Consider the following 13,183-nt stretch of genomic DNA (forward strand, 5'->3'; position numbering starts at 1 on the left):
CGCCGCTATCCCAATTACCCACATTGAACAGGCACGAGGTGCGTGGTGGATTTCCCTTCCCGTTTTGAAGTGATCGTCATCGGCGGCGGTCATGCCGGTACCGAGGCAGCACTGGCCTCAGCACGCATGGGTGCAAAGACCCTGCTGTTGACGCACAACGTGGAAACCCTCGGTGCCATGAGTTGCAACCCGGCCATCGGCGGCATCGGCAAGAGCCACCTGGTAAAGGAGATCGATGCGCTCGGCGGTGCCATGGCACTGGCTACCGACAAGGGTGGCATTCAGTTTCGCGTGCTCAACAACCGCAAGGGCCCAGCGGTACGGGCCACCCGTGCCCAGGCCGACCGGGTCCTGTACAAGGCGGCGATCCGCGAAATCCTGGAGAATCAACCCAACCTGTGGATATTCCAGCAGCCGGCAGACGACCTGATCGTCGAGCAGGACGAGGTCAAGGGCGTGGTCACCCAGATGGGCCTGCGCTTCATGGCCGATTCCGTGGTGCTCACCACCGGTACCTTCCTGGGCGGGCTCATCCACATCGGTTTGCAGAATTATTCGGGTGGGCGTGCGGGCGATCCGCCGTCGATCGCCCTGGCCCATCGCCTGCGTGAACTGCCCCTGCGAGTAGGCCGGTTGAAGACCGGTACACCGCCGCGCATCGACGGCAAGTCCGTGGACTTTTCGGTGATGACCGAGCAGCCGGGCGATACCCCGATCCCGGTGATGTCGTTCATGGGATCCAAGGCACTGCATCCGCGCCAGGTCAGTTGCTGGATCACCCATACCAACGCGCGCACCCATGAAATCATCGCGGCCAACCTCGATCGCTCGCCGATGTATTCGGCAGCCGGTGAAATCGAAGGCATAGGTCCACGGTACTGCCCCTCGATCGAAGACAAGATTCACCGCTTCGCCGACAAGCAGAGCCATCAGGTGTTCATCGAGCCGGAGGGGCTGACCACCCACGAGCTGTATCCCAACGGTATTTCCACGTCCCTGCCGTTCGATGTGCAGTTGCAGATCGTCCGTTCGATCCGTGGCATGGAAAACGCACACATCATGCGTCCCGGCTACGCCATCGAATACGACTACTTCGATCCGCGCGATCTCAAGTACAGCCTCGAAACCAAGGTGATCGCCGGTCTGTTCTTCGCCGGGCAGATCAACGGCACCACCGGCTACGAAGAGGCCGGCGCGCAGGGGTTGCTGGCCGGCGCCAACGCGGCGTTGCGTGCACAGGGCAAAGACGCCTGGTGCCCGCGCCGGGACGAAGCCTACATCGGCGTGCTGGTCGATGACCTGATCACCCTGGGCACCCAGGAACCGTACCGGATGTTCACCTCGCGGGCCGAGTATCGCCTGATCCTGCGCGAGGACAATGCAGACCTGCGCCTGACCGAAAAGGGTCGCGAGCTGGGCCTGGTCGACGACGCCCGTTGGGCAGCGTTCAGTGCCAAGCGCGAAGCCATCGAAATCGAGGAACAGCGGCTCAAGAGCAGCTGGGTCCGACCGAACACTGCCGTGGGCGATGCGCTTGCCGAGAAATTCGGTACGCCGTTGACCCATGAATACAACCTGCTTAACCTGCTCAGCCGTCCGGAAATCGACTATGTCGGTCTGGTCGAAGTCACCGGTGGCGGCGCGCAGGATCCACAGGTGGCCGAACAGGTCGAGATCAAGACCAAGTACGCCGGGTACATCGATCGTCAACAGGACGAGATCGCCCGGCTGCGTGCCAGCGAAGACACTCGTCTGCCTGCGGATATCGACTACGTCGGCATCTCCGGGTTGTCCAAGGAAATCCAGGGCAAGCTGGGTGCTACTCGTCCCGAGACCCTGGGTCAGGCATCGCGTATACCGGGTGTGACGCCCGCTGCCATTTCGCTGTTGATGATTCATCTGAAAAAACGCGGCGCAGGCCGTGAGTTGGAGCAAAGCGCTTGAGTTCCATGGTCACCGAACAGCACCGCGAAGAGTTGTCCACAGGCGCCCTGCAATTGGGCGTCGAACTGTCCGAAGGCCAGCGCGACCAGCTGTTGGCCTACCTGGCCCTGTTGATCAAATGGAACAAGGCGTACAACCTGACGGCGGTGCGCAATCCCGACGAGATGGTTTCCCGGCACCTGCTCGACAGCCTGAGCATCCTGCCGCACCTGGCAGCGGCCGACAGCTGGCTGGATGTCGGCAGCGGCGGCGGCATGCCAGGCATTCCGCTGGCGATCATGTTTCCTGAAAAACGGATCGCCACGCTCGACAGCAATGGCAAGAAAACCCGCTTCCAGACCCAAGTGAAACTGGAGCTGGGATTGGCCAACCTGCAAGTTATCCACAGCCGCGCCGAAACCTTCGTCCCCGAGCAACCTTTCGCCGGTATCGTTTCCCGCGCGTTCAGCAGCCTGCACGATTTTGCCCACTGGACACGTCACCTGGGCAACGTCGACACACGCTGGTTGGCGATGAAAGGGCTGCATCCAGCTGACGAACTGGTAGCATTGCCAGCGGACTTCCACCTCGATAGCGAACACGCCTTGGCCGTCCCCGGTTGCCAAGGCCAACGCCATCTGCTGATACTGCGCCGCACGGCATGATTGGGAACACGAGCAATAATGGCTAAGGTATTCGCGATAGCGAACCAGAAAGGTGGTGTGGGCAAGACCACCACCTGCATCAACCTCGCAGCATCGCTGGTCGCGACCAAGCGCCGCGTGCTGCTGATCGACCTCGATCCGCAGGGCAACGCCACCATGGGTAGCGGAGTGGACAAGCACGCACTTGAAAACTCCATCTACGACGTGCTGATCGGCGAGTGCGACCTGGCCCAGGCCATGCACTTTTCCGAGCACGGCGGGTATCAGTTGCTGCCGGCCAACCGCGACCTGACGGCGGCCGAGGTGGTCCTGCTGGAAATGCAGATGAAAGAGAGCCGGCTGCGCAGTGCGCTGGCGCCGGTGCGCAACAACTACGACTACATTCTGATCGACTGCCCGCCCTCGCTGTCGATGCTGACCCTCAATGCGCTGGTGGCGTCCGATGGCGTGATCATTCCGATGCAGTGCGAGTATTTCGCCCTGGAAGGGCTGAGCGACCTTGTGGACAACGTCAAGCGAATCGCCGAACTGCTGAATCCGGACCTCAAGGTCGAGGGTTTGCTGCGGACCATGTACGACCCTCGCCTGAGCCTGATGAACGATGTGTCGGCGCAGCTCAAGGAGCACTTCGGCGACCAGCTCTACGATACCGTCATCCCGCGCAACATTCGTCTGGCCGAAGCTCCCAGCTATGGGATGCCGGCGCTCACGTACGACAAATCCTCACGCGGCGCCCTGGCCTACCTGGCACTGGCTGGCGAGATGGTTCGTCGGCAGCGTCGCCAATCTCGCACCGCTGCAGTCATTTAAGGAATCCAATGGCCGTCAAGAAACGTGGTCTCGGGCGTGGGCTGGATGCGCTGCTCAGCGGTTCGACCGTCAGTGCGCTCGAAGAGCAGGCCGTCACGGTCGACCAGAACGAGTTGCAGCATTTGCCCCTGGACGTCATCCAGCGCGGTAAATACCAGCCACGTCGGGACATGGACCCGCAGGCGCTCGAAGAGTTGGCGCACTCGATCAAGACCCAGGGCGTGATGCAACCGATCGTGGTACGGCCGGTGGCCAACTCGCGGTTCGAGATCATCGCCGGGGAACGCCGCTGGCGCGCGGCGCAACAGGCCGGCCTGGAGACAATTCCGGCCATGGTTCGCGATGTGCCCGACGAAGCCGCGATCGCCATGGCATTGATCGAAAACATCCAACGCGAAGACCTCAACCCGGTGGAAGAGGCCATTGCCCTGCAACGCCTGCAGCACGAGTTCCAGTTGACCCAGCAGCAGGTGGCCGACGCAGTGGGCAAGTCGCGGGTCACCGTGGCCAACCTGCTGCGCCTGATTGCCCTGCCTGAAGTGATCAAGACCATGCTGTCCCACGGCGATCTGGAAATGGGGCATGCGCGCGCGTTGCTCGGTCTGCCGGACGAACAGCAGGTAGAAGGGGCGCGACACGTTGTCGCACGCGGTCTGACCGTGCGCCAGACCGAAGCCCTGGTCAGGCAGTGGCTCAGTGGCAAACCCGAGCCCGTGGAGCCGGCCAAGGCCGACCCGGACATCACCCGGCTGGAACAGCGCCTGGCCGAGCGCCTGGGCTCTGCGGTGCAGATTCGCCACGGACAGAAGGGCAAGGGCCAGTTGGTGATCCGCTATAACTCGCTGGACGAGTTGCAGGGTGTGCTCGCACACATTCGCTGAAACAATTCCCTATGTAGCGCGCAGTCGGAAATCACTACCCGGCAGTTGAATAGGGGCGGAAGCGCCCCTATACTCTGCGCGCATTTTGTCGGCACAATTTATGCCAAGTTAAGGCTTATGGCACGTCGACCATTGAGGAGTCGCCACGATGGAAACCCGCACGCCAAACCGCCTGCCGTTCCATGAATGGGTCGTTTTCCCGATGTTGTTGGCGCAAGGTGTCGTCGCGTTGCTGGCAGCTCTGGTGCTGTGGCAATGGCTCGGGGCGGTCAGCGGTTATTCGGGTCTCTGCGGAGGCCTGATTGCCTGGTTGCCCAATCTGTATTTCGCCTGGAAGGCATTCCGGTTCACCGGAGCCCGGGCCGCACAAGCCATCGTCCGGTCGTTCTACGCCGGCGAGGCTGGCAAGCTGATTTTGACGGCAGTGCTGTTCGCACTGACGTTCGCAGGAGTGAAACCACTGGCGCCGCTGGCTGTATTCGGCGTCTTCGGGTTGACCCAACTGGTCAGCTGGTTCGCACCCCTGCTCATGAAAACAAGACTTTCGAGACCTTAGGGCGTTTGAGGCAACCATGGCAGAAACAACCGCTTCGGGCTATATCCAGCACCACTTGCAGAACTTGACCTTCGGTCAGCTACCAGAAGGCGGCTGGGGCTTTGCCCACACCGCTGCAGAAGCCAAGGAAATGGGGTTTTGGGCGTTCCACGTCGATACCCTTGGCTGGTCGGTTGCCCTGGGCCTGATCTTCATCCTGATCTTCCGCATGGCGGCGAAGAAGGCAACGTCCGGTCAGCCGGGCGCCCTGCAGAACTTCGTCGAGGTGCTGGTCGAGTTCGTCGATGGCAGCGTGCGTGACAGCTTCCATGGCCGCAGTGCGGTGATCGCGCCGCTGGCGCTGACGATCTTCGTCTGGGTGTTCCTGATGAACGCCATCGACCTGGTTCCGGTCGACTGGATCCCGATGGCTGCGGCCTGGATCTCCGGCGACTCGCACATTCCGTTCCGCGCCGTGCCGACCACCGATCCGAACGCGACCCTGGGCATGGCCCTGTCGGTATTCGCGCTGATCATCTTCTACAGCATCAAGGTCAAGGGCCTGGGCGGCTTCATCGGCGAGCTGACCCTGCATCCGTTCGGCAGCAAGAACATCTTCGCCAAGATCCTGCTGATCCCGGTGAACTTCCTGCTCGAATTCGTCACCCTGATCGCCAAGCCGATCTCGCTGGCACTGCGACTGTTCGGCAACATGTACGCCGGCGAGCTGGTGTTCATCCTGATCGCCGTGATGTTCGGCAGCGGCCTGTTGTGGCTCAGCGGCCTGGGCGTCGTGCTGCAGTGGGCGTGGGCCGTGTTCCACATCCTGATCATCACGCTGCAGGCATTCATCTTCATGATGCTGACCATCGTCTACCTTTCGATGGCACACGAAGAAAATCATTGAGACCCGCCTGGCGAGTCTGATGCCCCTCGCGCCCTGGCGCGAGGGAGGCCCCTCCGGGCCGAAACACCGGTTTGTAACACCGCTTTAAAACCTAAAAACCAAGCAAAAGACGACGTAAAAAGTCGGGAGGAAAGATGGAAACTGTAGTTGGTCTAACCGCTATCGCTGTTGCTCTGCTGATCGGCCTGGGCGCACTGGGTACCGCTATCGGCTTCGGCCTGCTGGGCGGCAAGTTCCTGGAAGGCGCTGCTCGCCAGCCAGAAATGGTTCCGATGCTGCAAGTCAAAATGTTCATCGTCGCCGGTCTGCTCGACGCCGTGACCATGATCGGTGTTGGTATCGCTCTGTTCTTCACCTTCGCGAACCCCTTCGTTGGTCAACTCGCTGGCTGATCTCTCGAACCTTCGAGTGGATTGGTGTGATGGACAAAGAACGAGCGAGGTGTTGGCGTGAACATTAATGCAACCCTGATTGGCCAGACCGTTGCGTTCTTCATTTTTGTGCTGTTCTGCATGAAGTTCGTGTGGCCTCCGGTCATCGCGGCTTTGCACGAACGTCAGAAGAAGATCGCTGATGGTTTGGACGCTGCCAGCCGAGCAGCTCGCGACCTGGAGTTGGCCCAAGAGAAAGTGGGTCATCAACTGCGCGAAGCGAAAGCTCAGGCAGCCGAAATCATTGAGCAGGCAAAGAAACGCGGCAACCAGATCGTCGAAGAGGCCGTTGAAAAGGCCCGTATCGACGCTGACCGTGTGAAAGTGCAGGCTCAAGCCGAGATCGAGCAGGAACTGAACGGCGTCAAAGACGCGCTGCGTGCCCAACTGGGTATGCTGGCCGTGGGCGGTGCCGAGAAGATTCTGGGCGCCACAATCGATCAAAACGCGCACGCGGAGCTGGTTAACAAACTGGCTGCTGAAATCTAAGCGAGGGCGATCATGGCAGAACTGACCACGTTGGCCCGACCTTACGCTAAGGCGGCCTTCGAGCACGCTCAGGCCCACCAGCAGCTGGCCAATTGGTCAGCCATGCTCGGCCTGGCTGCAGCGGTGGCGCAAGACGCCACCATGCAGAGCCTGCTCAAGGCCCCGCGACTGACGAGCGCAGACAAGGCCGCCACGTTCATTGACGTGTGCGGCGACAAGTTCGATGCCAAGGCACAGAATTTCATTCACGTCGTTGCCGAAAACGACCGTCTCCTGCTGTTGCCGGAGATCGCCGAGCTGTTCGACCTGTACAAGGCCGAGCAGGAAAAATCGGTCGACGTGGAAGTCACCAGTGCCTTCGCATTGAACCAAGAACAGCAAGACAAACTCGCCAAGGTTCTCAGTGCACGACTCGACCGGGAAGTGCGCCTGCAAGTTGCGGAGGATGCCAGCCTGATAGGTGGCGTCGTCATCCGCGCCGGCGACCTGGTTATCGATGGCTCGATTCGCGGCAAACTCGCGAAACTGGCCGAAGCATTGAAATCTTGAGTTTGAAGGGGCAGCAGAGCAATGCAGCAACTCAATCCTTCCGAAATAAGTGAAATCATCAAGGGTCGCATCGACAAGCTCGATGTGACTTCCCAAGCCCGTAACGAAGGCACCGTCGTCAGCGTTTCCGACGGTATCGTACGGATCCACGGTCTGGCCGACGTCATGTACGGCGAAATGATCGAGTTTCCAGGCGGCGTCTTCGGCATGGCACTCAACCTGGAGCAGGACTCCGTAGGCGCCGTGGTACTGGGCGCGTACACCAGTCTGGCCGAAGGCATGAGCGCCAAGTGCACCGGCCGCATCCTGGAAGTTCCGGTTGGCAAGGAACTGCTGGGTCGCGTCGTCGACGCACTGGGCAACCCTGTCGATGGCAAGGGTCCGCTGGGCAACACCGAGACCGACGCGGTCGAAAAGGTTGCACCGGGCGTTATCTGGCGTAAGTCGGTAGACCAGCCTGTGCAGACTGGCTACAAGGCCGTCGACGCCATGATCCCTGTCGGCCGTGGCCAGCGCGAGCTGATCATCGGCGACCGTCAGATCGGCAAGACCGCTCTGGCGATCGACGCGATCATCAACCAGAAGAACTCCGGTATCTTCTGCGTCTACGTCGCCATCGGTCAGAAGCAGTCGACCATCGCCAACGTAGTACGCAAGCTGGAAGAAAACGGCGCCCTGGCCAACACCATCGTGGTGGCTGCCAGTGCCTCGGAATCTCCTGCGCTGCAGTTCCTCGCGCCGTACTCCGGCTGCACCATGGGCGAGTTCTTCCGTGACCGCGGTGAAGACGCACTGATCGTCTACGACGATCTGTCCAAGCAAGCAGTGGCCTACCGCCAGATTTCCCTGCTGCTGCGCCGTCCACCAGGTCGTGAAGCCTACCCAGGCGACGTGTTCTATCTCCACTCCCGCTTGCTGGAGCGTGCTTCGCGCGTTTCCGAAGAGTACGTCGAGAAGTTCACCAACGGCGCAGTGACCGGCAAGACCGGTTCCCTGACCGCGTTGCCGATCATCGAAACCCAGGCTGGCGACGTTTCCGCGTTCGTTCCGACCAACGTGATTTCCATCACCGACGGTCAGATCTTCCTGGAATCGGCCATGTTCAACTCGGGCATCCGCCCTGCAGTGAACGCCGGTGTTTCGGTATCCCGCGTAGGTGGTGCCGCTCAGACCAAGATCATCAAGAAGCTGTCCGGTGGTATCCGTACCGCTCTGGCTCAGTACCGTGAACTGGCGGCATTCGCCCAGTTCGCGTCTGACCTGGACGAAGCCACCCGCAAGCAGCTCGAACACGGCCAGCGCGTGACCGAGCTGATGAAGCAGAAGCAGTACTCGCCAATGTCGATCGCCGACATGGCGCTGTCGCTGTATGCCGCCGAGCGTGGTTTCCTGACTGACGTCGAGATCGCCAAGGTAGGTAGCTTCGAGCAGGCCCTGATTGCTTACTTCAACCGCGATCACGCCGACCTGTTGGCGAAGATCAACGTGAAGGGTGACTTCAATGACGAAATCGACGCGGGCCTCAAGGCCGGTATCGAGAAGTTCAAGGCCACCCAAACCTGGTAAGCCGCAGCAGGGGCCGCAAGGCCCCTGCTTGCTAACCTGATAGGTGTTACATGGCAGGCGCAAAAGAGATTCGCAGTAAGATTGCGAGCATCAAAAGCACGCAAAAAATTACCAGCGCCATGGAAAAAGTGGCGGTCAGCAAAATGCGCAAGGCACAAATGCGCATGGCAGCCAGCCGTCCCTACGCGGAACGTATCCGCCAGGTGATTGGACATCTGGCCAACGCCAACCCGGAATACCGCCACCCGTTCATGATCGAACGCGCCGTCAAGCGCGTCGGCTATATCGTGGTGAGCAGTGACCGTGGTCTGTGCGGCGGCTTGAACACCAACCTGTTCAAGGCCCTGGTCAAGGACATGGCGGCCAATCGCGAACGCGGCGTCGAAATCGACCTGTGCGTGATCGGCAGCAAGGGTGCAGCGTTCTTTCGCAACTTCGGCGGCAACGTCGTGGCAGCGATCAGCCATCTGGGCGAAGAGCCGTCGATCAATGATCTGATCGGCAGCGTCAAGGTGATGCTGGACGCGTACCTGGAAGGCCGTATCGATCGCCTGTCCGTGGTGTCCAACAAGTTCATCAATACCATGACGCAACAACCGACGGTGGAGCAGTTGATCCCGTTGGAGGCAACCCCGGATCAAGAACTCAAGCACCACTGGGATTACCTGTACGAACCCGACGCCAAAGAGCTGCTGGAAGGCCTGATGGTGCGTTACGTGGAGTCGCAGGTGTACCAGGCGGTGGTCGAGAACAACGCTGCTGAACAAGCGGCGCGGATGATCGCGATGAAGAATGCAACCGACAACGCCGGCGACCTGATCAGCGATTTGCAGCTGATCTACAACAAGGCGCGTCAGGCTGCGATCACCCAAGAGATCTCGGAAATCGTCGGCGGCGCTGCCGCGGTTTAACGGTTCAAATATTCAGAGGATCCAGCTATGAGTAGCGGACGTATCGTTCAAATCATCGGCGCCGTTATCGACGTGGAATTTCCACGCGACAGCGTACCGAGCATCTACAACGCGCTGAAGGTACAAGGCGCTGAAACCACCCTCGAAGTCCAGCAGCAGCTGGGCGACGGCGTGGTTCGTACCATTGCCATGGGTTCCACCGAAGGCCTCAAACGCGGCCTGAACGTACTCGACAGCGGCGCAGCCATTTCCGTACCCGTTGGCAAGGCCACCCTGGGCCGGATCATGGACGTACTGGGCAACCCGATCGACGAAGCGGGCCCGATCGATACCGAAGAGCGCTGGGGCATTCACCGTCCGGCACCTTCCTTCGCGGACCAGGCAGGCGGCAACGACCTGTTGGAAACCGGCATCAAGGTCATCGACCTGGTCTGCCCGTTCGCCAAGGGCGGTAAAGTCGGTCTGTTCGGTGGTGCCGGTGTCGGCAAGACCGTGAACATGATGGAGCTGATCCGTAACATCGCCATCGAGCACAGCGGTTATTCCGTGTTCGCCGGTGTGGGCGAGCGTACCCGTGAGGGTAACGACTTCTACCACGAGATGAAGGACTCCAACGTTCTGGACAAGGTAGCCCTTGTCTACGGACAGATGAACGAGCCGCCGGGCAACCGTCTGCGCGTCGCCCTGACCGGTCTGACCATGGCCGAGAAATTCCGTGACGAAGGTAACGACGTTCTGCTGTTCGTCGACAACATCTATCGTTACACCCTGGCCGGTACCGAAGTGTCCGCACTGCTGGGCCGTATGCCATCGGCAGTAGGCTACCAGCCGACCCTGGCCGAAGAGATGGGCGTTCTGCAGGAACGCATCACTTCGACCAAGGAAGGTTCGATCACCTCGATCCAGGCGGTATACGTACCTGCGGATGACTTGACCGACCCGTCGCCTGCGACCACCTTCGCCCACTTGGACGCCACCGTCGTACTGTCCCGTGACATCGCCTCCCTGGGTATCTACCCAGCGGTCGATCCACTGGACTCGACTTCGCGCCAGCTGGACCCGAACGTGATCGGCCAGGAGCACTACGACACCGCTCGCGGCGTTCAGTATGTGCTGCAGCGCTACAAAGAGCTGAAGGACATCATTGCGATCCTGGGTATGGACGAGCTGTCGGAAACCGACAAGCAGTTGGTATCCCGCGCTCGTAAGATCCAGCGCTTCCTGTCGCAGCCGTTCTTCGTGGCTGAAGTCTTCACCGGTGCCTCGGGTAAATACGTTTCCCTGAAAGACACCATCGCAGGCTTCAAAGGCATCCTCAACGGCGACTACGACCACCTGCCGGAACAAGCGTTCTACATGGTCGGCGGCATCGAAGAAGCGATCGAGAAAGCCAAGAAACTGTAATCCTGGCGCCCGGCGACGGGCGCTAATCAGGTTGAGGCAAGTATGGCTATGACAGTCCATTGCGATATTGTCAGCGCGGAAGGAGAAATCTTTTCCGGTCTGGTCGAGATGGTGATTGCGCACGGTAACCTGGGTGATATCGGTATCGCTCCAGGCCACGCCCCGCTGATCACCGATCTCAAGCCAGGTCCGATCCGCCTGATCAAGCAGGGTGGCGAAGCCGAGGTGTTCTACATCTCTGGTGGTTTCCTCGAGGTTCAGCCGAACATGGTCAAGGTTCTTGCCGACACCGTGCAGCGTGCTGCCGACCTGGATGAAGCTTCCGCTCAGGAAGCCGTCAAGGCTGCCGAGAAGGCCCTGAACGAAAAAGGCGCAGACTTCGACTACGGATCTGCCGCCGCACGCCTGGCCGAGGCTGCAGCTCAGCTGCGCACCGTCCAGCAGATCCGCAAGAAATTCGGCGGCTGATGCGTCGACTCACTTGCGATTGAGTAAAAGGGTAGCCTCGGCTACCCTTTTTCTTTTTCAGCACTTTCTCCCCCGGTCAGCCTGCTGGCCATTCTCCGGACTGGTAGCCGTTCATGTCTCTCGATATCGTCATTCTCGCCGCCGGCCAAGGCACGCGCATGCGCTCGGCCTTGCCCAAGGTGTTGCACCCGGTCGCCGGCAATTCAATGCTCGGCCATGTTATCCACAGCGCCCGCCAGCTCAAGCCGCAGAACATCCACGTGGTGATTGGCCATGGTGCGGATGCGGTACGTGAACGCCTGGCCGCTGACGACCTGAATTTCGTGCTGCAGGACAGGCAGCTGGGCACCGGCCATGCGGTCGCCCAGGCTGTGCCAGGCCTGACAGCCGACAATGTATTGATACTTTACGGCGACGTTCCGCTGATCGAAGTGGCGACGTTGCAGCGCCTGCTGCAGAAAGTCAGTGCCGACCAGCTAGGCCTGCTCACCGTCGAGCTTGCCGATCCCACGGGCTACGGCCGCATCGTGCGCGATGCGGATGGCAAGGTGCAGGCTATCGTCGAGCACAAGGACGCCAGCGATGCACAGAAAGCCATTCGAGAAGGCAACACCGGCATTCTCGCAGTGCCTGGCAAGCATCTGGCCGAGTGGCTGGCGCGCCTGTCCAACAATAACGCTCAAGGTGAGTATTACCTGACCGATGTGATCGCCATGGCTGTCAGCGATGGCTTGGTGGTGGCCACTGAAACCGCCCAGGATCCGATGGAGGTGCAGGGCGCCAATGACCGCCGTCAACTTGCGGAACTGGAGCGTCACTACCAGTTGCGCGAAGGGCGTCGGTTGATGGCCCAGGGCGTGACCTTGCGCGACCCGGCGCGCTTCGATGTGCGCGGTGAAGTCAGCGTGGGTCGGGACGTGTTGATCGATGTCAATGTGGTGCTCGAAGGGCGGGTGGTGATCGAAGACGATGTGGTCATCGGGCCCAACTGCTACATCAAGGACAGTACGCTAGGCAGAGGCGTGGTGGTCAAGGCCAACAGCCATCTCGACGGTGCAGTGCTGCACGAAGGCAGCGATGCTGGCCCGTTTGCGCGCCTGCGACCCGGCACGGTGCTGGAAGCCCGGGCGCATGTGGGTAACTTCGTTGAGCTGAAGAATGCCCGTATGGGCGAGGGCGCCAAGGCCGGTCACTTGAGTTATCTGGGCGATGCGGACATCGGTGCCAACAGCAACATCGGCGCCGGTACCATCACTTGCAACTACGACGGCGCGAACAAATGGAAAACCACCATTGGTGAGGACGTTTTCATCGGTTCCAACAATGCGCTGGTCGCACCTGTGGATATCTTGGCGGGATCGACGACTGCTGCAGGTTCGACCATCACCCAACAGGTGCCTGCAGGGCAATTGGGCGTGGCACGTGCGCGGCAGCGTAACATCGAAGGGTGGAAGCGGCCGGTGAAGGTCAAGAAGCCTTAGTTATCCACAGGTGTAGCTATTGTATAAGGCCATTCGCGGGCAGAGCCCGCTCCTACAAAATTTCAGGTAGGACCCTGTTGGAGCGGGCTCTGCCCGCGAAGAGGCCATGATAAATACGATGACACCATTGACGAACCTTTCAGTTTAGGTTTCTATTGCCTTC

14 protein-coding genes are annotated in these 13,183 nt (G+C 60.3%); all 14 read left to right on the forward strand.

From position 1 onward, the window contains the following. Window positions 1-45 precede the first annotated feature (45 nt). The 14 genes from mnmG to glmU all read left to right on the forward strand — a co-directional run bounded on the left by mnmG (window position 46) and on the right by glmU (window position 13,020). Window positions 46-1,944 (forward strand): tRNA uridine-5-carboxymethylaminomethyl(34) synthesis enzyme MnmG, encoded by a 1,899-nt coding sequence (gene mnmG / locus IFT76_RS16115; protein WP_192059279.1) that lies wholly within the window; start codon window positions 46-48, stop codon window positions 1,942-1,944. Window positions 1,945-1,949: 5 nt separating this feature from the next. Then, window positions 1,950-2,588: a 16S rRNA (guanine(527)-N(7))-methyltransferase RsmG gene (gene rsmG / locus IFT76_RS16120; RefSeq protein WP_192059554.1), complete on the forward strand. Its 639-nt coding sequence runs from the start codon at window positions 1,950-1,952 to the stop codon at window positions 2,586-2,588. 18 nt (window positions 2,589-2,606) lie between these two features. Beyond that, window positions 2,607-3,398 (forward strand): ParA family protein, encoded by a 792-nt coding sequence (locus IFT76_RS16125; protein ID WP_192059281.1) that lies wholly within the window; start codon window positions 2,607-2,609, stop codon window positions 3,396-3,398. Window positions 3,399-3,406: 8 nt separating this feature from the next. Further along, window positions 3,407-4,279 carry a ParB/RepB/Spo0J family partition protein gene (locus IFT76_RS16130; RefSeq protein ID WP_122716089.1) on the forward strand — a complete coding sequence of 291 codons (873 nt, stop codon included), beginning with the start codon at window positions 3,407-3,409 and terminating at the stop codon, window positions 4,277-4,279. A 148-nt stretch (window positions 4,280-4,427) separates the two neighbouring features. After that, window positions 4,428-4,835 carry a F0F1 ATP synthase subunit I gene (locus tag IFT76_RS16135; protein WP_192059283.1) on the forward strand — a complete coding sequence of 136 codons (408 nt, stop codon included), beginning with the start codon at window positions 4,428-4,430 and terminating at the stop codon, window positions 4,833-4,835. Between the two features lie 16 nt (window positions 4,836-4,851). Next, window positions 4,852-5,721, forward strand: a complete 870-nt coding sequence (atpB, locus tag IFT76_RS16140) for a F0F1 ATP synthase subunit A (RefSeq protein WP_122480034.1) — start codon at window positions 4,852-4,854, stop codon at window positions 5,719-5,721. 134 nt (window positions 5,722-5,855) lie between these two features. Beyond that, a complete protein-coding gene (atpE, locus tag IFT76_RS16145; protein ID WP_002555987.1) occupies window positions 5,856-6,113 on the forward strand; it encodes a F0F1 ATP synthase subunit C in 258 nt (85 codons plus the stop codon). A gap of 57 nt (window positions 6,114-6,170) precedes the next feature. Continuing rightward, a complete protein-coding gene (locus IFT76_RS16150; protein WP_122480033.1) occupies window positions 6,171-6,641 on the forward strand; it encodes a F0F1 ATP synthase subunit B in 471 nt (156 codons plus the stop codon). Window positions 6,642-6,653: 12 nt separating this feature from the next. Continuing rightward, window positions 6,654-7,190 (forward strand): F0F1 ATP synthase subunit delta, encoded by a 537-nt coding sequence (locus tag IFT76_RS16155; RefSeq protein WP_043192047.1) that lies wholly within the window; start codon window positions 6,654-6,656, stop codon window positions 7,188-7,190. Between the two features lie 21 nt (window positions 7,191-7,211). Beyond that, window positions 7,212-8,756 carry a F0F1 ATP synthase subunit alpha gene (gene atpA / locus IFT76_RS16160; protein WP_122480032.1) on the forward strand — a complete coding sequence of 515 codons (1,545 nt, stop codon included), beginning with the start codon at window positions 7,212-7,214 and terminating at the stop codon, window positions 8,754-8,756. Between the two features lie 50 nt (window positions 8,757-8,806). After that, complete coding sequence (atpG, locus tag IFT76_RS16165; RefSeq protein ID WP_043192052.1) at window positions 8,807-9,667, forward strand: F0F1 ATP synthase subunit gamma; 861 nt, start codon at window positions 8,807-8,809, stop codon at window positions 9,665-9,667. Between the two features lie 27 nt (window positions 9,668-9,694). Next, the gene (gene atpD / locus IFT76_RS16170; RefSeq protein ID WP_122480031.1) at window positions 9,695-11,071 is read left to right on the forward strand and encodes a F0F1 ATP synthase subunit beta; all 1,377 of its coding nucleotides are present in this window, start codon (window positions 9,695-9,697) and stop codon (window positions 11,069-11,071) included. Between the two features lie 42 nt (window positions 11,072-11,113). Further along, window positions 11,114-11,539 (forward strand): F0F1 ATP synthase subunit epsilon, encoded by a 426-nt coding sequence (locus tag IFT76_RS16175; protein WP_043192055.1) that lies wholly within the window; start codon window positions 11,114-11,116, stop codon window positions 11,537-11,539. 113 nt (window positions 11,540-11,652) lie between these two features. Further along, a complete protein-coding gene (gene glmU, locus IFT76_RS16180; RefSeq protein WP_192059285.1) occupies window positions 11,653-13,020 on the forward strand; it encodes a bifunctional UDP-N-acetylglucosamine diphosphorylase/glucosamine-1-phosphate N-acetyltransferase GlmU in 1,368 nt (455 codons plus the stop codon). Window positions 13,021-13,183: the final 163 nt, after the last annotated feature.

The organism is Pseudomonas sp. CFBP 13727 (assembly GCF_014841915.1).
GTDB classification, from domain to species: Bacteria; Pseudomonadota; Gammaproteobacteria; order Pseudomonadales; family Pseudomonadaceae; genus Aquipseudomonas; species Aquipseudomonas baltica.